Below are 20229 nucleotides of genomic sequence, written 5' to 3' on the forward strand. Positions count from 1 at the left end.
CCTCTAGGGTGACGTCACTCAGAACCGGTCCGCCGGCGATGGACCGGATCCGCAGGCTGCGATGATCCCGCGAGGGGTGCCGGCCGGCAGTCGCCTCGCCCGTTCGCGGTCGCTCCCCCGGCGCCGCACGACCGCGGCTGGAGTCAGCATGGCGCACCCCCTTCCCCCCACGCAGCACCTCCCCTTCGCCCACGGCGGCGGCACGACGATCGGGATGCTCTCGACCTTCCCGCCGACCCGCTGCGGCCTCGCCACCTTCGCCCAGTCGCTCGGCGACGCCCTGACGGCGGAGCACGGCGCGACGATCCGCACCGTCCGGGTGATGGACGAGCTCGCCGTCCCCGGCTCGGCCGTCGGCCGGAGTGTCGTCGCCGAGCTGGTCGCGGGCGATGCGGCGAGCATCGCGGACGCCGCGGCCGAGCTCAGCCGCACCGACGTCGCCGTGATCCAGCACGAGTACGGCATCTTCGGCGGCCCCGACGGCGACGAGGTCCTCGCGCTGATGGAGCAGCTCACGGTCCCGGCGATCGTCGTGCTGCACACCGTCCTCGAGACGCCCAGCGACACGCAGCGCTCGGTGCTGGAGCGCGTCGCCGCCCTCGCCGACGCGGTCGTGGTGATGACCGCCGTCGCCGCCGAGATCCTCGAGCGCCGCTACTCCGTCGACACCCGCAAGGTCGGCGTCATCGCCCACGGCGTGCCGGTCTGGACGGGCGGCGCCGAGCGCACCGCCGCTGCCGCCGACTCGAGCGCGACCCCGCAGATCATCACCTGGGGCCTGATCGGCCCCGGCAAGGGCATCGAGTGGGGGATCCGCGCCACGGCGCTCCTGCGCGACGCGGGGGTCGACGCCCGCTACACGGTGTTCGGGCAGACCCACCCCAAGGTCGTCGCCTCGCACGGGGAGGCGTACCGCGAGTCGCTCGCCGCGCTCGTCGCCGAGCTCGGGCTGGAGAAGCAGGTCGTCCTCGACGGCCGCTACCTCGACCCGGCCCAGCTCGCCGCCGCGGTCGCGCAGGCCGACGCGGTGCTGCTCCCCTACGACTCCCGCAACCAGGTCACCTCCGGCGTGCTGGTGGAGGCGCTCGCCGCCGGCCGCCCCGTCGTCGCGACCGCGTTCCCGCACGCGCTCGAGCTGCTGACCGGGAACCGCGGCCGCACCGTCGCGCACGAGGACCCCGCTGCGATGGCCGACGCCCTGCGCGAAGTGCTCGCCGGCACCACGGTCGCCGCGCCCGATCTCGACGTGCTGTCCGGCAGCACCCTGTCCTGGCCCGCCGCGGCCGGCCGCTACCTGGACCTGGTCGAGCGCCTCCGGGTGGAGCGGGCGGCGTGACGCCTGCGCAGGTCCTCTCGCCCGCGCTCCCCTACTCCCACCTCGACGCGCTGACCGACGCCGGCGGGCTCTTCGAGCACGCGCTGCTCGACGTGCCTCGCCGCGAGCACGGCTACTGCGTCGACGACGTGGCGCGCGCGCTGATCGTGGTCGTGCAGGAGCCGGAGCAGTCCGAGGTGACGAGGCGGCTGACCGAGCAGTACCTGCGCTTCCTCGAGCGGGCGACCGCCGCCGACGGCGCGGTGCGCAACCGGGTCTCGGCCGAGGGCGACTCGCCGGAGGAGCCGTCGCTCGGCGACTGGTGGGGCCGCGCCGTCTGGGCCGCCGGCGTCGTCGCGGCGCGGGCGGAGCTGCCCCTGACCCGGCACCGCGGGTCGCGGCTGTTCCTGCGCCTCGCCGCCCGGCGCTCGCCGCACCTGCGCGCGATGACCTCCGCCGTGCTCGGCGCGGTCGAGGTGCTCGCGGCGCATCCCGAGAACGCCGCGGCCGCGCAGCTCGTCGCGGACGGCTCCGCGCTGCTGCACGATGCCGCCGAGGCCGACTGGCCCTGGCCGGAGCCGCGGCTGCGCTACGCGAACGGCTGCGTCCCGGAGGCGCTGCTCGCGGCCGGCGCGGCGCTCGGCGACCCCGTGCTGCTCACCCGCGGCTTCCACCAGCTGGCGTTCCTGCTCGCGCTCGAGTCCGGCGAGAACGGCCTGTCGGTCTGCGGAGTCGCGGGCCGCGGCCCCGGCGAGACCGGCGCGCTCTTCGACCAGCAGCCGATCGAGGTCGCGGCGCTCGCGGCCGCCTGCGCCCGCGCGCTGACGATCGAGGAGGACCCGCTCTGGCGCGACGGCCTGGCCGCGTGCTGGGCCTGGTTCCGCGGGGTGAACGACTCCGGGACCGTGATGATCGACCCGCTCACCGGCGCCGGCTACGACGGACTGACCCCGACGGGCCGCAACGAGAACCGCGGCGCGGAGTCGACCATCGCCGCCCTGCACACGTCGCTCGTCGTCCGCCGCGCGGAGCTCGCGCAGGCGGCCGCGGCGTGACGGGCACGCCTGTCCCGCCTGTCCTGCGCGGCCTGCGCGTCGGGATGCTCGCGCCCGTCGCCTGGCGCACCCCGCCGCGGCACTACGGGCCGTGGGAGCGGGTGGCGAGCCTGCTCACCGAGGGCCTGGTGCGCCGCGGGGTGGACGTGACGCTGCTCGCGACCGGCGACTCCGCGACCGCCGGCCGGCTCTCGAGCGTCGTGCCGGAGGGCTACGCCGAGTCCGGTGCCGACGGGCGGGTGCAGGAGTCGCTGCACATCGCGCACGCGCTCGCCCGCTCGCGGGAGTTCGACCTCGTGCACAACCACCTCGACTGGCTGCCGCTCGCGCTCGCTGCGCAGTGGCCGGTGCCGCTGGTGACGACGGTGCACGGCTTCTCCGGCCCGGGCATCCTGCCCGCGTACCGCGAGGCGCTGCGGCACCCCCTGACCGCGAACCTGGTCTCGATCTCGGAGAGCGACCGCTCGCCCGAGCTCGACTACGTCGCGACGGTGCACCACGGGATCGACCTGTCGGAGCTGCCGTTCTCGGCGGCCGGCGGTCAGGACCTGGTGGTCCTCGGCCGCATCCACCCCGACAAGGGCACGGCGGAGGCGATCCGCATCGCGGCGGGCGCGGGCCTGCGCCTCGTGATCGCGGGCATCGTGCAGGACGAGCGCTACTGGCGCGAGGAGGTCGAGCCGCACATCGACGGCGACCGGGTGGTCTACGCGGGCTCCGTCGGGCCGGCCGACCGCGCCGCGCTGCTCGGCTCGGCGCTCGCGCTGCTGCACCCGATCGGCTTCGACGAGCCGTTCGGCCTCTCGGTGGTCGAGGCGATGGCCTGCGGCACCCCCGTGATCGCGTACCGGCGCGGCTCGATGCCCGAGATCGTCGACGAGGGCGTCAGCGGCTTCGTCGTCGAGTCCGCGGCGGAGGCGGTCGCCGCGGTGCCGCGCGCCCGCCGGCTCGACCGCGCGCTGGTCCGCGAGACGGCCGTCCGCCGCTTCGCCGTCGAGCGGATGGTCGACGACTACCTCCGCGTGTACGCGCGGGTGCTGGGGCGCTGACGCCCCCCGCCCCCCGCGAGATGCCACTTATGAGGTGATTCCTCGGCGTGTCGGGCTCACAAGTGGCATCTCGCGGAGGCCGACCGCCTCTCCGTGTCGGGACGGCGTGTCAGGCCGTCTCAGGCGCCCGCAGCGTCTGCGGCACCAGGCCCTCGGCGGCCAGCAGCCGGGCCGCGCCGAGGGTCGCGAGGTCCTCGCCGTGCGCGCCGATCAGCTGCGCCGCGAGCGGCAGGCCCGAGGTCGCGCCGAGACCGATCGGGAGCACCGTCGACGGGCCCATCGCCAGGTTCGCCAGGCAGCTCCAGCGGCCGATCACCCGGCGGTCGGCCTCGGCGAGCGGGAACGCGGGCGCCGCGAACGGCACCACCGGCGCGAGCACGACGTCCACCGCGGCGATGTCCCGCTCCCACTCCTCGCGCAGCCGCAGCTGCTCGTCCCAGTCGGCCCAGACCTGCGCCACAGGAGCGCCGGGGCCGCCGGGGTAGCTGATCTCGTGCAGGATGAGCCGGTCGAAGAGCGCCTCGGCCTGCGCGGTGCCGAGCACGGACGGCCCGAGGTCGACCACCGTCGCGCCGGCGGCGCGCAGTCGCTCGGCGAGAGCGGCGAGCGCCGCCGTCGTCTCGTCGTCGACCGGCGCGCTCTCCTCCGTGAGCCACAGGCCCACGGTCAGTTCGTTCAGCCGGGAGAACCGCGGCTCGGGCAGCGCGAGCCGCCACGGGCCGGAGGAGACCGACCCGGCGAGCACCGCGAAGAGCGCCGCGGTGTCGTCGGCGCTGCGGGCGATCGGCCCGGCGGCGGAGGCGGAGGGCTCGAGCCGGGTGCCGACCGGCCAGGGCAGGTGGCCGCGCTTGGAGATCACTCCGCTGCTCGGCCGGTGCCCGCAGACGCCGTTCCACGCGGCCGGCACCCGGATCGAGCCGGACAGGTCGCTGCCGAGGTCCCCCCAGGACAAACCCGCCGCGACCGCCGCGGCGGACCCGCCGGAGGAGCCGCCCGCGGTCAGGCCGGCGCCCCACGGGTTCACCGCCCGCCCGTGCACGTCGCTGGCGGTGTCGAACGAGTCGAGGAACGGCGGCACGCTCGTCTTGCCGAGGATCACGGCGTCGGCGGCCCGCATCGCGGCGACCGCCGGCGCGTCCGCGACGGAGCGGTGCAGGCTCTCGGCCGTGCCGACGCTGCCGTCGAGGCCGGCGACCGCGAACGAGTCCTTCACCGTGACCGGGACCCCCGCGAGCGGCCCGAGCGGCTCCCCGCGCCGCCGGCGCTCGTCGACCGAGGCGGCGTCGCGGAGGACCGCCTCCTCGTCCCACGCCACGACCGTGCCCGACTGCGCGGCGACCGCGGCGAGCCGATCCTCGGCGACCTCGACGGCCGAGACGGCGCCGACGGCGAGTGCGGCGCGCAGCTCGGCGATGCTCCCGACGCTCACGCTGCCGTGCTCGCGATGCTCGTCGGGCTGCTGGGCCTGATGGGGGTGCTGGGGGTGCCGGGGGTGGCCATGGGCGCCTCTTCCGTGATCACGACGGCGGACTCGGCTGCCGTGCCCGACGACACTATCCGGCCGCACGTCCGCGTCCCGCTCCCTCGAATTCCGGGCGCGCGAGCCCACGCTCCCGAGTCCGCCGAGGCGGGCACGTCGGACGCCCCCCATCAGGGGCACCGCGCGCCGCTTGCCATTGCCTCGGCCGCCGGCCCCTCGCTAGCTTTCGAGGACCGATCCCTTCCCTCGTCGACTCCCGACACCCCCGCCCGCGATGCCGCGTCCGCGAGGGAGCAGGGATCGCGACGAGGGACCGGGCCGGCCCGATCCGCCCTCTCGAGAAAGGCGACACGATGTCGTCATCGCTCCACCTCTCCTGCACGCTCCCCGCCGCGGTGGTGGCACTGTGAGGGCCCCGCGCCGCTCACGGGCCGCCCTGATCGCCGCCGCGGTGATCGCCGGCACCGTCGGCCTCACGCCCGCCCTCAGCGCCGCCGCCGCGCCCGCCGCCTCGACGGACGTCACCTGCACCGACGGCGCCCCGGTCAGCGCCGTCGTCGCCGGCGACACCGGCGGCCCGGTCGGTGGCACGGGGACCACGACCCTCGGACTCGCCGTCAACGGCGTCACCGCCGACCAGACGACCGTTCCGGCGACCGGCGGCCCGTTCGCCTTCGACTCGGTGCCCGTCACGACGGGAGACACCCTCGTGGTCTGGGCGGGCAGCTCGGCCAACGTGCAGTACACCTACCGCGTCACTGCGGCGTCCTGCGACGACGGGTCGACCCCCACGCCGACGCCGACCGCCACCGGCACCCCGACCGCGACGCCCACCGCGACTCCGACGGCCACTCCCACCGGGACGCCGACCGCGACGCCCACGGCCACGCCCACCGCGACGCCCACTGCCACGCCGACCGCCACCCCCACGCCCGGTGGCCCCGTGGTCGTCACCCGCATCGCCGGCGTCGACCGCCAGGACACCGCCGCGAAGGTCTCGGCCGCGACGTTCAAGGCGAACGTGCCGGTCGTCTTCATCGCCACCGGCGGCAACTTCCCGGACGCCCTCGCCGCGGCCCCCGCCGCCGCGAAGCAGAACGGCCCGCTGCTGCTGGTCGACCAGGACTCGATGTCGCAGCCCGTCCGCGACGAGCTGCGCCGGCTCAAGCCGAGCAAGATCGTCGTCGTCGGCTCGAACCTGAGCGTCAGCGACCGCCTCGTGACCGAGCTCGCCGCCTACGCGAAGACCGGCGAGGTCCAGCGCATCGGCGGCGTCGACCGCTACGACACCGCGGCGAAGCTCGTCGAGGCCGCCTTCCCGAAGGGCTCCTCGCAGGCCTGGCTCGCCACCGGTGAGAAGTTCCCCGACGCCCTCGCCGCGGCCGCCGCGGCCGGCTCGGTCCGGGCGCCCGTCCTCCTCGTGAACGGCGGACTCAGCGCCGTCGACGACACCACCCGCTCCCTGGTGCAGGGCCTCGGCGTCAAGAAGCTGACCATCGCGGGCGACCCGCTCTCGGTCAGCACCGGCATCGAGAACTCGTTCCGCATCACGCCGATCCGCATCGGCGGCGTCGACCGCTACGACACCTCGGTGCAGCTGAACCGCGCCGCCTTCACCGCCGCGTCGACGGTCTACCTCGCCACCGGCGAGAAGTTCCCCGACGCCCTCTCCGGAGCGGCCGCCGCCGGCTTCACCCGCAACCCGCTCTACACGGTGAAGCCCGACTGCGTCCCCCAGCCCGTCCTCGACGACATCAAGAGCCTCGGCGCCACCAGCGTCGTGCTCCTCGGCGGCACCGGCACCCTGTCCGACGGAGTGGCGAGCCTGACGGCCTGCCGCTGATCACAGCCTGACGACCGGGGCCGCCCGGTCGGCCCGGACGGAGCGCCTCGCGCCCCCGTCCCGCCGACCGGGCGGCCCCTCTCTCTGCGCCCTGAAGCCCACCCGCCACTGACTCGCCCGAGAAGGCGCGTTCTCCACCCCGAGAACGAGCCTTCTCGGGCGAGTCAGTTCACTGCTGCGCTGCCCAGTGATTTGCGGGGGGGGGGGGCGGGCAGGAATGCCGGAGGTGAGCGCATCGGCACCCGTAGTCTGGCGAGACGGCTCGCAAGGAAGAGGACCTGTTTCGATGGATGTGCAAGAGACCCGACTGCAGCAGCTACTCGAAGGAGCAAAGCAGTACCGCGTTCCCCTGTATCAGCGCCCGTACTCCTGGACGACGAAGCAGCTGGAACGCCTCTGGACGGATGTCGTGGATCTCGCGGAGCAGCGAGTGGACACACCCGGAGCCACGCACTTCACGGGATCGCTCGTGCTCTCCCTGGGTGAGATAGGGCCTGCCGGAACCGAGTTCCTGGTCGTCGACGGCCAGCAGAGACTCACGACTCTCAGCCTTTTCGTCTGCGCCCTCCGCGACCATTACGCGGAGACCGAGCCGGAGAATCCCGAGAAGGTCCAGCGTCTCGAGGAGACCTTCCTCTTCGACCGCTTCAAGCGCGGTGATGCGCGGTTGAAGGTGCTCCCGACGCAGGCCGACAGGCCCGCGTTCCGCTCGATCGTCGACAAGAACGTCGATCGCACAGCGTCCTCCGGAATCCTCGACGCCTATCGGTTCTTCCGCGCGAAGCTGCACCATGCCGACGATCCGGACGACGAGTACGACATCGGACGCATCGAATCGGCTGTTCTCAGCGGGCTCGTCTTCGTCTCCATCACTGCGCAGGCCGATGACAACGTCTACCGGATCTTCGAGTCGCTGAACAACACCGGTCTGAAGCTCACCCAGGGAGACCTGCTGCGCAATCACATCTTCATGCGCCTGGGCACGCGCGGGGAGGAGATCTACGACAGCTGGTGGCTGCCCATGCAGGACATCCTCACGCCCGCCGACCTCGAGACCCTCTTCTGGATCGACCTGATCTGGTCGGTCCCCGAGGCGAAGCAGGGGGACATCTACTCGTCACAGGTCGACCGGATGAAGTCGCTCGACCAGGACGAGATCGTCGCCGAGGTCGGCCGATACAGCGGGCTGGCCCAGCTACTCGCTCTGATCCGCCACCCCGAGAAGGAAGCGGATGCGGGTGTCCGCCTCGCGTTGCAGCGCAATCTCCAGTGGGGACTGTCGGCGACGGACGCCCTGATCCTCCATTTGCTTCGTCTGCGCGAAGCAGGTGCGGTGAGCAGCGCCGAGGTAGCGGAGTCGCTCCGCCTGCTCGAATCGTTCATGGTCCGTCGGATCATCGTCGGTGCCGGCAGTGCGGCTCTCTCCCGTATCCTCTATCGCGCACCTCTCGAGGTGGGCGAGACGGACGTGGTGGCCTCACTCCACCGCTACTTCTCGACCGGTCGCAAGTTCTTCGCGACCGACCAGCAGATCCGCGAAGCCGTCCTCTCGAAGCCCTTCTACTATCAGGGCCGGCCCACGCAGCGGAAGATGATCCTCGCCTGGCTCGAGGACGCGACGCCGATCGGATGGCTGACGCGGTCCGTGCCGGCGAAGGAGCACACCGATCCTGCCACCGCCACCATCGAGCACGTCATGCCGCAGACGTTGAGCCCGACGTGGCGCGAGGCGTTGGCGGATGACGTCGCGCCGTTCGGATCGATCGACGAGTTGCACGAGGCGTACCTGCATTCGCTCGCCAACCTCACGCTCACCTCCTACAACTCCGAACTCAGCAATCACCCGTTCTCCGACAAGAGAGAGCTGTTGAAGTCGTCGAGCTTCCGGCTCAACCGCGAGATCGCCGATCAGCCCACCTGGACTCGACGTCGGATCGTCGAGCGCGGTGCAGTCCTCGCGGACAGGATCATCGAGACCTGGGCCGCGCCCCTCGCGGACGCGGACAGCCGAGACGTCGGTGTCTCCTGGACGCTCGTTCTGGACATCGTCGCGGCGATTCCTGCGGGCCGGTGGGCCAGCTACGGCGACGTCGCGACGGTCGCCGGCACCCATCCCGTTCCGCTCGGACATTTCCTCGCTCAGGCTCCTGCGCCGAACGCCTACCGTGTCTTGCAGCGAGCCGGGCGGATCTCTCCGGGCTTCGCGTGGAACGACGACAGCGCTCATTCTCAGTTCACTCCCGTGGACGTCCTCAGCGCCGAGGGCGTCGGCTTCGACGCCGCCGGCCGCGCCGACATCTCCCGCAAGCTGACGGTGCCGGAGCTCGCGGCGTCGGTCGGGCTGTCCATCCGCTCGGACGTCGATCCCGTCGCCGACGAGGACGAGCGAGCTCGGTTCCTCGGCGGCGTCGCGAGCAGGCAAGCCCCGTCGACGGTCGAGGGCGTCGCGGACCTCCTGGACGAGTGGGAGCGTCTCGGCGGCATCCTCGAGTTCGGGACGTCCGAGGAGACGTCGTGTTTCCTCGTCGCGCAGCGATCCGCGACGACTAAGAGCATCTGGCCGCTGACCGTCTACCCGTCAGGCACGGTGGAGGTCGTCTTCCAGCACATGCTGCGTCGTCCGCCGTTCGACTCCGTGGCATTGCGCCAGGACCTGTTCACCCGCCTGAACCTGGTGCGCGGTATCGAACTGCCGGACGGACGGCTCGAGAAGCGCCCGCCTTTCGATCTCGAGGTGCTCGCCGACCGCGAGGCCCGTGCTCAGCTCGTCGAAGTCCTCGAGTGGTTCATGGACACGCTCGCCGCCCATGAACTCACGCCGGGCACGGATCTCTGACTCACGCCCTCTAGACCACCTCATGTTCACGCTGATGATGCCCGCGCCGATCCACCGGAACCGAGCAAGACCTCGGGTGTCATTCCGAACGCCGAGTGCTGCCGCAGGATCTACGGAACGGCGGGTGGCATATCCGACCAGATCGACTGGGTCCGCACTCCCGCCGCCGTCATCCGAATCGAGTTCGACGAACTCAGTCGCTCTCGCGCTCCGTGCGGATCACGGGTTCAAGACCCTTCGCCCGAAGGTGCGCGAGCGCCCGCTCGACGATCTCGATCTTCCGCTTGAGGTCCTTCAGCGAGGCGGCGGACTCGTCGGAGAATTCGTCCAGTCGCTCGTGCTGACGGCGAATCTCGATCTCGGTACGAGTCAGGATCGTCCACACCTCAGGATCGGGATCGAGTCTTTGCTTCTGTCGGAGTAGGGATGCCGCAAGTCGCTGCACCACGACCGCCTCCACGACATCAGCGCTGGTTCCCGGGCTGGCCAGCCCGAAGGCGATGCCACCACCGCCAGCGGTGACGAGGGATCCTGCTGTCAGCAGTCCTCCGATCATTCCGCCCGGGCCGAAACTGGCCAATGCGCTGGTGATGATCGCTGCACCCGCCAGGCCGGGGGCAGCGGCGAGGGCCAATCCGCCCGTGGCGACGACGAGAGCGGCTGCACCCGCGCCGATCGCTCCCCATTTGATCCAGTTCGGACCTCGCGACCCGCTGAGAGCGGTCTGCGCCTCCTTCGTCGCCGCGAAGACGTCCGCGCCGTACTTGCTCGTGAGACCGAGCTCAGCAGTGAGGTCCTCCATGGCGGACTGCCACTTCTCGCGCGGAAGGGAGATCTCGAACGGCTTGATGACGTTCTCAGAAGCGAGGACGGTCATCAGCGCTACGGCCTGTTCCTTGTCGAGGTGTCCGAGCGGACGAGGTTCAGGGACCTCACTGGCCGGGTCGGTCAGGTCGACGATCAAGCGTGCGATCTCGGACGGAAGCCGCCTGTTCTCACGAGTGTTCCTGGCTTTGATCTGCTCCAGCGTGAATGCCTGGGTGTAACGGAGTGCGCCGGTGAAGCGCTGCAGTACGTCCTTTTCGAGACTCGATCTCACCAAGTGCGCATAGCGCAACGCGAGCAGAGCAGACAGCTCGCCCATGTCGAGGGGAATGTCGACGCCCCTCTCGACTTTGTCGAGCTCCTTCGATCGCGACCCGAACAGTGCGAAACCGACCGCATCTGCGACGACCTCCGTCGAGAGGTAGTCGACGGCCGCGTGCGCGCGCTGGTCGATCGCCACTTCTCTCGTCTTGATCCGGAAGTCGAGGAGGTAGTCAAAGACCGACGACAGTCCTCGGTGAGCAGCCACCGGATCGGACTGGTTCCACACGTTGACCCACCAGTCGAGATTCGCCGGCGGCTCCTTGAGCGTGTCCCGCAGTTTGTCCACGTCGAATCCGCCGTTCGCCAGCGGGCTCCCGATCGTGAGCAGGCCCCTCACGCGCACACCGACGGGTAGACGACGGATCACGTCCGCGGCGATGACCGAGCCGAGACTGTGGCCGATGATGACGAGGTCTCCCGACGCCGGGACGACGGCGAGGATGCGCCTCAAGACCTCTGCGCGGATGAACGAGTCGCTGAGGTAGTTGTGCGCCTGCTTGAAAGGCGGCAGCCACGTCACAGCGCCGACGGCTGCATCGCCGCCAGCCCAGCCGACACCGCCGTCATGACGGCCGAGGCGTATCTCCATCGCCGCTGTCCGCTCCTCGAACTCGCGGCGGCTCTTCTTCGCGGCATCTCTCACCGGTTCCTTCACGGTGATGCCCGGAACGGACTCCCGTGCATTAGCACCCCTCAGAGCATGGGGGTATTTCGGAGCGAGAACGCGAGCCGAGTCGAGTCCGGGATACCCGAGATCAATGAGAGTCGAGTCGAGAACAGTGCTCCATGCATCCTCCTGATCACCGGTACCGATGCCGTGCAGGAAGAGCAGGGTAGGGATAGCAGACACGAGCGGCTCCATTCTCGCCAGCACGTCGTCGAGCGAGGACGCTGATGGCCTCCGCCGAGGTTACAGACGACGATTGTCGAACATCTCCCCTTGGCAGGCACGCCTACGAACGGTAGGCACTGACCGGAGTGGTCCGCCTGAGGAGTCCCCGAGAGACGGACGATCGGGCAGGACCCCCTGTCCGCAAGCGGACACGTCCGCAAGCGGCTCTTCCGCCGGGCCGCGCGCGTTGTCAGACTCGACCGACCCCTCTGCGTTCGCGGCGGGGCCACTCCCGCACCCACCTCAGGAGCCCCGTCCGTGAGCACGAGCGCGCACCAGGCCTCCGCTCCGGCCGCGACCGGCGGGACCGACGATTCCGGGACCCGTGCGACCGGCGAGGCCGAGACCCACGGGACCGACGGCATGGGGACCCACGAGGCCGCAACCGGCGGGACTCACGCGGCCGCAACCGGCGGGACTCACGCGGCCGCAACCGACGGGACCACCGAAGCCGGAGTCCTCGCCGCCGCCCCCCGGCGCCCCCTCCGCGCCTGGCTGAGCGAGGGCTCCTACGGCCCCACCGACCTCACGCGGCGCGGCGTCCTGCTGGTCGTCGTGTCGTTCCTCGCCGTGCTCGTTCCGGTGGTGACCCTCACCCTGCTCGACGTCGACTCGCACGTCTCGCTCAAGGTCTGGATACTGGCCGTCACCGTGATCGCGCTGCTCGGGGCGCTGCTGCGCGTCGTCGCGGACATGCGGCCCGGCCCCCGCAGCGACCTCGACCGGGCCGGCAAGGCGGTCGGGGCGGTCGCGGCTCTGTTCACCGCGCTGGCCGTGATCATCGACTGGAGCCTGCTGCACCTGTAGCCGGAGCCTGCTGCAGATCCAGCCTGCGGGCTGCTCAGCTCGCGGGCAGGAACCGCACCGGCAGCTCGGCGATGGACAGCCCCGACTCGCGCAGCGCCTCCTCGATCGCGGCGTGCTCGGCCTCCGGGGCGGTGACCTGGATCTTGTCGACGCCGTCGCTCTGCGTGCCGTCGCTGCTGTCGAAGTAGCCCGTCACGCCGTGCCGCTCGATCAGCTCGGCCAGCAGCCGGGCGTAGCGCTCCTGCTCGCCGGGCCGGACGAGGACGCTCAGCGTCGAGCCGCTGATCTCGACGAGGCTCCCGGCGGCGATTCCCCCGGCGTCCCGGAGGTCCTCGGCGCGGGCGACGAGCGGCAGGAGGTCGACGACGCCCGCGGGGTCCTCGAGCGCGATGAGCGAGAAGCGCGAACCCTCGCCGCCGACGCCCTCGCGGACCGCGGCCTGCAGCTCGAGGCCGTCCGCGACGCCGTCGAGCGGGCCGAGCAGTCCCGCGGGATCGACGCCGAAGTCGGGGCAGCGCGCGCCGGCCGGGCGCTCGTCCGCGGGGCTGCTCACTCCGAGCGCGGTGCCGCCGTCCGTCCGCACCCGGACCGACCAGGACACGGAGTCGGCGTACTCGGTCGCGCAGGCGGTGTCGAGCAGCGCGGCGAGGCCGGCCCGGTCGACGTCCACACCGATCCAGGAGGTCGGGTCGGCGAAGACGGGCGCCTCGACCCAGCGCGCGGACTCCGGGGCGCTCACGCCGGGCAGGGCCGCGACCTCCGCCGTCAGCCGGTCGAAGCCGGGGTCGGGCCGGTCGAACTGCGTCTCGCTGATCGTCCAGCTGAACAGCGTCGCCCCGCCGACGGCGAGACCGGTCGCGGCCACCGCCGCGAGAGGGAGCCACCAGCGCTTCGTCATGCGACCACCCTCCCTCCTCGCGCGCGACGGCACCAGAGCCGCATGCTGCGAGCGGGCGAACACCGGGCAAACGGACGCCGCCGGGCAGAATGGAACGGTGCCGCTTTCCCCCGCCGATCCGCTCCGCGACGACCTCCCCGGCGACGGCCGCGACGAGACCGAGAACGAGCGGCTCGACCGCAACTGGGCCGAGATCCTGCAGGAGCTGCGGGTCATCCAGACGGGCACGCAGATCCTGACGGGGTTCCTGCTCGCGATCGCCTTCCAGCAGCGCTTCGAGGACCTCGACCTCTTCCAGACCGACGTCTACCTGGTGCTGGTCAGCGGCTCGGTGCTCGCCACGCTGCTCGGGCTCGCGCCGGTCAGCCTGCACCGCGAGCTGTTCCGCCGCCGGGCGAAGCGGACGCTGGTGCGCGCGGCCGACGTCCTGCTGCGGCTCACGCTGATGGCGGTGGCCCTCGTGCTCACGGGCACAGTGCTGCTGATCTTCGACGTCGTCACGACGCGACCGCTGGCGATCACGATGGCGTCGATCACGGCGGTCCTGATCGTCGGGATCTGGCTCGCGCTGCCGTGGCGGATCCGGCGGCGGGGGTAGGCTGCGCCCCCCACATGCTGGTCGAGTAGCCCGCAGGGCGTATCGAGACCCACCACCATCAGCACGCGGGGCCTGCAGACCCGCCCTCCGAACGCGCCGGATCTCGATACGCCCGCTCCGCGGACTACTCGATCAGCAGGGCGGCTGCAGCGTCGCGAGCGCCTCGTCGAAGCTCTCCGCGGAGGCGAGCACGCCCTCCGGGCCGATCGCGATCCACCGGCCGCGGTCGCGCAGCAGCAGGCCCAGCTCCTCGGCCGGCCGGCGGCGGGTCCGGCGCAGCTCCAGCACGAACACTCCCGGACCGGTCTCCCGGATCTCCGCCGTCCGGCGATCGGGCAGTCTCAGCGGTACACGCTCCACTCCTTCTTCGCCACGCGGGTCTCCTGGCCGTCGACGGCCACGATCCACGCGCCGTCGGTCTTCGCCAGCACGCGGCCGCGCAGGTACTGCGGCTCCCAGCCGTCGGCGCGGTGCACCCACTTCACGAAGCGGGCGAAGCGGCCCGGCATCACGTCGTCTCTGGACATCTCGTCCTCCCCCGTCGTCGGAGGCCGCGCCGGAGTCGTCTGTCGTGCTCCGGATGCGGCCGGATGACTGCAATGTAGGACGCGCTCAGCGGCCAGGAGGAGACCCTTGACGGATTCGACCGCGTGGGCAACACCTGTCGGGGATCGCCCGGATCCGCGCCGACGAGCGCCGGATCAGCGCTCGGTCAGCGCCCCAGCAGCTTCAGCACGCGCCGCTTCACGGGGTGCAGCCGGTACGCCGCGTACCGCACCGCCGGGTGGGCCAGCGCGCGCAGCCGCCGCGGCAGCGTGCTCCGCGCGGCCACCGCCTCCGCGTAGATCGCTGCCTGGGTGCGCGCCGCCGCCGCGAGGCTGAAGCGCTCGACGACCACCTCGCGCCCGAGCGCGCCGAGCCGCTCCCGCTGCTCCGCGTCGGCCGCGAGCGGCGCCAGGATCCCGGCGAGGCGCCCCGGCCCGTCGACGCCGTCGCCGAGCGAGTACCAGCCGCCCTCGAGGAAGAACGGCAGCGACTCCGGTGTCAGCAGCCGCCAGAACGCCCGCTCGCCCTGCACGACGAGCGGCTTCGCGAACGCCATCCCGCGCAGCGCACTGCTGCCCATGCCGAGCACGATGTCGGCGACCGCGTAGGCGTCGCGCGGGTCGAGCATCTGCCCGGTCAGCGTCACCAGGTCGCGGGAGCGCCCCGCGTTCACGCGGTCGGCCGCGGCCTGCAGCTCGCCGCGGACCGGACCGTCGCCGACGACGATCAACCGCAGGCGGTGCTCGTCGCCGATCGCGCCGACCGCCTCGATCGCCGCCAGTATCCCCTCGCGCTTGAGGTCGACCACCAGCCGCGCCACCGTGACGACCGCGATCTCGCCGTCCTGCACGTCGAAGCGCGCCCGCAGCTCTGCCGTCCGCGCAGCGTCCTCGACCGGCGCGTTCAGCTCCGTGTCCACCGGCGGCTCGATCAGGTGCAGCACCGGCCGGCGCCGCGACTCCTCCTCGAGCAGCTCGACCACGCCGACGATCATCGGGAACGCCGCCGGCACGAAGTCCGGCACCTCCGGCGAGAGCACCGTGGTGACCACCGGCACGCCGTCGATCAGGTGCGGCCCGAAGGCGGCGTCCATCGTGGGCGCCCACTCGTAGGCGTGGATGAGGTCGATCCGCCGCTCGCGGACGATGCGCCGCAGCCGCGCCATGCTGCGGAAGGACACGCGGGGCCCCTTCTCGGGCGCCTCCTCCCAGTCCAGCCCGAGCTCGGCGACCAGCGGCCGCAGATCGCCGTCCGGTCCGTAGACCACCGCCTCGTGCCCGAGCGCGGCCATCCGCCCGGCCAGCTCGATCCCGTTGATCTGGCTGCCGCCCACCTCCATCGTGTGCAGGCAGGTGAGGATGCGCATCAGACGGCCGGGGCGGAGGCGGCGGCCGGGGAGGAAGGCACGGCCTCAGCCTGCGCCGCGACCTGCCGCCGCGCCTCGTCGATCGTCGCCAGCACCGAGACGACCTCGTGGTGCGGATGCACCGGGGACTCCACGAGCCCCGCGGCGACGTAGGAGGCGAACGCCGTCGCCTGGAAGGACAGCGCGCCGTACGGCCACGGCCCCTCGTCGGTCCAGACCTCCGAGTCCTGCCCCGAGCTCATGCTGCCGAGCGTCAGCGTCACGCCGCTCGGGCCGAAGAACGGGCTGTGCACCGCGAGCCGCCCCTCCGAGCCGAGCACCATCGCCTCGACCGGCAGCGACGTCTGGAGCGAGGTCGACAGCAGCGCGCGGGCGCCGGAGCCGGTGGTGAGCAGCAGGTCGGCGCTCGCGTCGACGCCGGTGCCCGGGTCCACGGTGCCGGAGGCGACGACGGAGACGGGCGCGCCCAGCACCGAGGACGCGAACGAGATCGGATACACGCCGGCGTCGAGCAGCGCGCCGCCGCCGAGCTCCTTGGCCCAGAGCCGCCCGGTCGGGTCGACGGGGACGGAGAAGCCGAAGTCGGCGGTGACCAGGCGGAGCTCGCCGAGCACGCCGCTCTCGACGACCTGGCGGATCACGTCGGCCTGCGGCAGGTAGCGCGCCCACATCGCCTCCATCACCAGCACGCCGGCGGCCCGGCCCGCGTCGGTGATCTCGCGCGCCTCGTCGGCCGACATCGCGATCGGCTTCTCGATCAGCACGTGCTTGCCGGCCGCGATCGCGGCGAGCGCCTGGGCGCGGTGCAGCGGGTGCGGGGTCGCGATGTAGACGGCGTCGATCCCGGAGTCGGCGACCAGCTCCTCGACCGTGGCGTGCACCGTCGCGATGCCGTGCTTCTCAGCGAAGGCGCGCGTCTTCTCGGCGTCGCGCGCGGTGACGGCGACGGCGCGCTGCACGGAGCGGGAGTGGATCGCCGCGACGAACGCGTCGGCGATGCCCGTGCCGATCACGCCCCAGCGCAGGGCGGGGACGGAGGCGGGGTCGATCGTTCGCGGAGCGGGGAGGGTCACGGGCACCGCTGCATCCTACGGCCGCGGCTCCGCACCATCGAGGGGCTCCGGCCACCGGACGCGCTCGAACACCGCGCGGAGCCGCGCCCCGCGGCCGGGGTGCACCGCGCTCACCCAGGCGATCCGGCCCAGCAGGTGCGCCCGGAGGTCCGGCACACCCGCGCGGTTCTGCCCGGCCGGTCCGTGCACGGCGCAGTTGTGCAGGATCGCGTGCAGCCGGTCGACGTCGGCGCGCCGGACGGCGGGGTGCGCGTTGACCACGATCCCGGTCACGCTCTGCCGCGTCGAGGCGGGCCGCAGCCGCGTCTTCCGCGCATTCACCGCGTAGCCCGCGTCCGCCACGATCCGCGCGGCCCCGCGCGCGAACGACTCCGCCCGGCGGGCGAACCGCGCGTCGCCGCTGAAGGCGAGGTCGTCGGCGTAGCGGGTGTAGCGGGCGCCGGCCGCCTCGGCGTAGCCGGTCAGCCGCGCGTCGAGGCGGCGCAGCGCCAGGTTGGCCAGCGCGGGCGAGGTCGGCGCGCCCTGCGGCAGGTGCGCGAGCGCGAGGGAGCGGCGGAGCGCGGCCCGCTCCTCCGGGTCTCCGCCCGCGGGCATCCGATGGATCGCGGCGACCGGCACCGCGTGCGTGCACAGCCCGGTGAGCGCGTAGGCGACCGCCTCGGGCAGCCCCTCGCCGCGCAGCAGCCGGAAGACCCGCGCCGCGGTCACCTGCGCGAAGAAGCGCTGCAGATCGAGGGTGATCAGCATCGCCGAGCCCGCGTGCACGGCCGCCCCGGTGATCGCGCTGCGCCCCGGGACGAAGCCGTGCGCGGCCGGATGCACGGGCGCCAGGCCGATGATCTCGTCGAGCACGCTCCGCTGCACCGCGCGCAGCCGCGAGCGCGGCACCTCGAGCAGCCGCGGCGCGCGACCCGGCCGCTGCCGCCAGACGTGGTCGTAGTTCTGCAGGGCGCCGGGACGCGGAGCGCCGGCGGGCGTCCGGCGGTTCCACTGCCCGAGGTCCGCGAAGCCGTCGAGCTGCGCGGGGGTGAGCCCGAGCAGCCGGGCGAGGTCGTCCCGCCCGTCGATCGCGGGCACCGGGGAGGAGGAGGGCAGCGCCCGCGCGGCGACCGGCGCGAGGTGCGCGACCACCGGCTGCGCGCGCTCCGGGAGCAGCCCCGCGATCACCTGCGCGAGCTCGCGCGGCGCGTCGAGCGGCGGGTGCGGGAAGGCGACGAGCACGGCGGTGACCAGCGGCCCGAGCCAGCGGCGGCGGGCGCCGAGCGCGTCGGCGGCCGCGGCGCGCAGTGCGGCCGGGGTCCACTCCGCGCCGAGGAACGCGTGCGCGAGCGCCTCGACGACCGCGTCCCGTCCGTGCACGACGACCCCCCCGCCTCGTGCGCTCCAGCCTAGGCTGGGCGGCGCCGCCCCTCCGGGCGAGGCGGACGGGGCACGCGCTGCACCGTCCTCTCCGGGGTCACCCCGGGGCACGTGGATCGACCAGGCATCACGCCGCAGGCACCCACCCGCGCTCCGCGCGGCACAGCGCCAGCACAGCTCGACAGGTCGCCCGGAGGGACGGTCCCACCGGTGCGCGCGGCCGCGCGAGTACCCGCCTGATCCGGAAAGCGCACTCACCCGATTCGGGGGTCGACCGGGGCCGGGGCCCGCTCTAGCCTTTCTGCACGAGCACGGTGCGACGGCGCCGTGAACGATCACGGACACGATCACGGAGGAGGCGCGGATGGACACCTGGAGGCACCGCCTGCCCACCGAGGACTGGACGCCGCTGTTCTCCGGCCCCGTCGACTCCGTGCCCGCCGAGGCGCTCGACGCCGCCGCGCGCATCCTCCGGCTCCTCCCCGACATCGAGCAGCTGACCATCGGCACCCCCGACGGGCCGATCATCGCCGAGCGCGGCTCGTCGGCGGCGGCCTGGCAGGCGGCCGACCGGGTCGCGATGGCCCTGCTCGCCTCCTCCCCCGCCGTCACGGGCGTCACGGCGCGCGCCTTCGACGCCCGCGACGGCGTCCGGCACGCGACCCCCGAGGACCCGTTCCTCACCCGCGAGGGCGGCCGGGCCGCGGCCCTGCGCGCCTCCGCGGACCTCGGCGAGATCTCGGCCGAGGAGGCCGAGCGCCGGCACGCCGAGCTCCTCGCGGGAGAGGACGCCGACGACCCGCTCGAGGCGCTCTGGGACGCGGACTCCGCCTCGCGCCACTGACGCGCGCCCGACCCCGTCCGGCTCTCCGACCGGGCCTTCGCATCGTGCCCGATATGTGCAAGAGTGTGCATACGACAATACGTCCGCGGTCGTCGCGGCGAGCGGAGTGCAGGGAGTCGCATGGGACACGACCACGGGCACGCCGGCTCTGCGGGCTCCGCCGCCGCCCGCCACCGCCGCCCGCTCGTCCTCGCCTTCGCTCTCACCGCCGCGTTCGCCGTCGTCGAGTTCGTCGTCGGCGTCTCGACCGGCTCGCTCGCGCTGATCTCCGACGCCGCGCACATGGGCACCGACGTGATCGCGCTCGGGATGTCGATCGCCGCGATCTCGCTCGCCGCGCGCCCCGCCGCGAAGGCCCGCACTTACGGCTCCTACCGGCTCGAGGTGCTCGCCGCGCTGGCGAACGGCGTGCTGCTCTTCGGCGTCGCCGGCTTCGTGATCGTGGAGGCGGTCCGCCGCTTCGCCGAGCCGCCCGCGGTGCCCGGGGCGCCGCTCCTGATCACCGCGATCATCGGCCTGGCGGTCAACCTGGTCAGCCTGCGCCTGCTCTCGGCCGGCGCGAAGGAGAGCATCACCCTGCGCGGGGCCTCGCTCGAGGTGCTCGGCGACGCACTCGGCTCGGTCGGCGTGATCCTCGCCGCGATCGTGCTGCTCACCACCGGCTGGGCCTGGGCCGACCCGATCGTCGGCGTGCTGATCGGCCTGCTGATCCTGCCGCGCACCTGGTCGCTGACCCGCCAGGCGCTCGGGATCCTGATGGAGTCGGCGCCCGCGCACGTCGACCTCGCCGCGGTCGAGCGCGACGTCTGCGCGGTCCCCGGCGTGCTCGCCCTGCACGACCTGCACGTCTGGACCATCACCTCCGGCATGGAGAGCGCGACCGGCCACATCGTCGTCGCCCCCGACGCCGACTACCGCGAGGCCCTCGCCGGAGTGCTCGCCGTCCTGCACGACGACCACGGCATCGACCACGCCACCATCCAGTGCGAGCCCGAGGAGTTCCGGGAGCGCCCGCGCTCGGTCTGAGCGCCGCCCCTCCGCCCGCCCGCGGCCCTTCCGCCTGTTGACGTCAACATGTAGGGTCGGAGGCCACGGGCGTGTTCACGTGAACAGCTCCCC

17 protein-coding genes are annotated in these 20229 nt (G+C 73.0%); 9 read left to right on the plus strand and 8 right to left on the minus strand.

Annotated elements, in window-relative coordinates; all coding sequences use genetic code 11:
* Positions 1-148: 148 nt before the first annotated feature.
* From HRK28_RS07845 to HRK28_RS07855, 3 genes are read left to right on the plus strand one after another with little or no spacing between them, the layout of a single operon-like run.
* A complete protein-coding gene (locus HRK28_RS07845; protein WP_173250919.1) occupies positions 149-1336 on the plus strand; it encodes a glycosyltransferase in 1188 nt (395 codons plus the stop codon).
* Entirely contained in the window at positions 1333-2370 is a 1038-nt protein-coding gene (locus tag HRK28_RS07850) for a glycosyltransferase (protein WP_160086730.1), read from the plus strand. The genes HRK28_RS07845 and HRK28_RS07850 overlap by 4 nt, the downstream gene beginning before the upstream one ends.
* Positions 2367-3419 carry a glycosyltransferase family 4 protein gene (locus HRK28_RS07855; RefSeq protein ID WP_367948359.1) on the plus strand — a complete coding sequence of 351 codons (1053 nt, stop codon included), beginning with the start codon at positions 2367-2369 and terminating at the stop codon, positions 3417-3419. The genes HRK28_RS07850 and HRK28_RS07855 overlap by 4 nt, the downstream gene beginning before the upstream one ends.
* Positions 3420-3528: 109 nt before the next feature.
* On the opposite strand, the gene HRK28_RS07860 is transcribed toward HRK28_RS07855, so the two are convergent.
* On the minus strand, positions 3529-4848 hold the full coding sequence (locus tag HRK28_RS07860) for an amidase family protein (protein WP_173250920.1): 1320 nt from the start codon (positions 4846-4848) through the stop codon (positions 3529-3531).
* A 457-nt stretch (positions 4849-5305) separates the two neighbouring features.
* On the opposite strand from HRK28_RS07860, the gene HRK28_RS07865 reads away from it, so the two are divergent.
* Together HRK28_RS07865 and HRK28_RS07870 are read left to right on the plus strand one after the other, a co-directional pair.
* Positions 5306-6742 (plus strand): cell wall-binding repeat-containing protein, encoded by a 1437-nt coding sequence (locus HRK28_RS07865; RefSeq protein WP_173250921.1) that lies wholly within the window; start codon positions 5306-5308, stop codon positions 6740-6742.
* Between the two features lie 286 nt (positions 6743-7028).
* The gene (locus tag HRK28_RS07870) at positions 7029-9578 is read left to right on the plus strand and encodes a DUF262 domain-containing protein (RefSeq protein ID WP_173250922.1); all 2550 of its coding nucleotides are present in this window, start codon (positions 7029-7031) and stop codon (positions 9576-9578) included.
* A 193-nt stretch (positions 9579-9771) separates the two neighbouring features.
* On the opposite strand, the gene HRK28_RS07875 is transcribed toward HRK28_RS07870, so the two are convergent.
* Positions 9772-11577 (minus strand): hypothetical protein, encoded by a 1806-nt coding sequence (locus HRK28_RS07875; RefSeq protein WP_367948360.1) that lies wholly within the window; start codon positions 11575-11577, stop codon positions 9772-9774.
* Between the two features lie 300 nt (positions 11578-11877).
* On the opposite strand from HRK28_RS07875, the gene HRK28_RS07880 reads away from it, so the two are divergent.
* On the plus strand, positions 11878-12426 hold the full coding sequence (locus tag HRK28_RS07880; RefSeq protein WP_173250924.1) for a hypothetical protein: 549 nt from the start codon (positions 11878-11880) through the stop codon (positions 12424-12426).
* A 34-nt stretch (positions 12427-12460) separates the two neighbouring features.
* On the opposite strand, the gene HRK28_RS07885 is transcribed toward HRK28_RS07880, so the two are convergent.
* The gene (locus tag HRK28_RS07885) at positions 12461-13324 is read right to left on the minus strand and encodes a hypothetical protein (protein WP_173250925.1); all 864 of its coding nucleotides are present in this window, start codon (positions 13322-13324) and stop codon (positions 12461-12463) included.
* Between the two features lie 97 nt (positions 13325-13421).
* On the opposite strand from HRK28_RS07885, the gene HRK28_RS07890 reads away from it, so the two are divergent.
* A complete protein-coding gene (locus HRK28_RS07890) occupies positions 13422-13922 on the plus strand; it encodes a DUF6328 family protein (protein WP_160086718.1) in 501 nt (166 codons plus the stop codon).
* Positions 13923-14054: 132 nt separating this feature from the next.
* Here the strand turns inward: HRK28_RS07890 and HRK28_RS07895 are convergent, their stop codons facing one another.
* The 5 genes from HRK28_RS07895 to HRK28_RS07915 form a co-directional block, all read right to left on the minus strand.
* Positions 14055-14216 (minus strand): hypothetical protein, encoded by a 162-nt coding sequence (locus HRK28_RS07895; RefSeq protein ID WP_160086716.1) that lies wholly within the window; start codon positions 14214-14216, stop codon positions 14055-14057.
* 47 nt (positions 14217-14263) lie between these two features.
* Positions 14264-14449 carry a hypothetical protein gene (locus HRK28_RS07900; RefSeq protein ID WP_160086714.1) on the minus strand — a complete coding sequence of 62 codons (186 nt, stop codon included), beginning with the start codon at positions 14447-14449 and terminating at the stop codon, positions 14264-14266.
* 185 nt (positions 14450-14634) lie between these two features.
* Entirely contained in the window at positions 14635-15834 is a 1200-nt protein-coding gene (locus HRK28_RS07905) for a glycosyltransferase family 4 protein (RefSeq protein WP_173250926.1), read from the minus strand.
* Complete coding sequence (locus tag HRK28_RS07910; protein ID WP_173250927.1) at positions 15834-16913, minus strand: Gfo/Idh/MocA family protein; 1080 nt, start codon at positions 16911-16913, stop codon at positions 15834-15836. The genes HRK28_RS07905 and HRK28_RS07910 overlap by 1 nt, the downstream gene beginning before the upstream one ends.
* A gap of 9 nt (positions 16914-16922) precedes the next feature.
* Entirely contained in the window at positions 16923-18266 is a 1344-nt protein-coding gene (locus HRK28_RS07915; protein WP_173250928.1) for a reverse transcriptase family protein, read from the minus strand.
* A gap of 364 nt (positions 18267-18630) precedes the next feature.
* Between HRK28_RS07915 and HRK28_RS07920 the strand changes: the two genes are divergently transcribed.
* The gene (locus HRK28_RS07920; protein ID WP_173250929.1) at positions 18631-19110 is read left to right on the plus strand and encodes a hypothetical protein; all 480 of its coding nucleotides are present in this window, start codon (positions 18631-18633) and stop codon (positions 19108-19110) included.
* Between the two features lie 120 nt (positions 19111-19230).
* The gene (locus HRK28_RS07925) at positions 19231-20136 is read left to right on the plus strand and encodes a cation diffusion facilitator family transporter (protein WP_173250930.1); all 906 of its coding nucleotides are present in this window, start codon (positions 19231-19233) and stop codon (positions 20134-20136) included.
* Positions 20137-20229: the final 93 nt, after the last annotated feature.

Origin of the sequence: Rathayibacter sp. VKM Ac-2835 (genome assembly GCF_013266705.1) — a bacterium.
GTDB lineage: Bacteria > Actinomycetota > Actinomycetes > Actinomycetales > Microbacteriaceae > Rathayibacter.

Bases quoted from the DNA above. Each gene is read 5' to 3' on its own strand.
- HRK28_RS07925 (WP_173250930.1), top strand. From the start codon at position 19,231: ATGGGACACGACCACGGGCACGCCGGCTCTGCGGGCTCCGCCGCCGCC.
- HRK28_RS07920 (WP_173250929.1), top strand. From the start codon at position 18,631: ATGGACACCTGGAGGCACCGCCTGCCCACCGAGGACTGGACGCCGCTG.
- HRK28_RS07885 (WP_173250925.1), bottom strand. From the start codon at position 13,324: ATGACGAAGCGCTGGTGGCTCCCTCTCGCGGCGGTGGCCGCGACCGGT.
- HRK28_RS07845 (WP_173250919.1), top strand. From the start codon at position 149: ATGGCGCACCCCCTTCCCCCCACGCAGCACCTCCCCTTCGCCCACGGC.
- HRK28_RS07900 (WP_160086714.1), bottom strand. From the start codon at position 14,449: ATGTCCAGAGACGACGTGATGCCGGGCCGCTTCGCCCGCTTCGTGAAG.
- HRK28_RS07870 (WP_173250922.1), top strand. From the start codon at position 7,029: ATGGATGTGCAAGAGACCCGACTGCAGCAGCTACTCGAAGGAGCAAAG.
- HRK28_RS07905 (WP_173250926.1), bottom strand. From the start codon at position 15,834: ATGCGCATCCTCACCTGCCTGCACACGATGGAGGTGGGCGGCAGCCAG.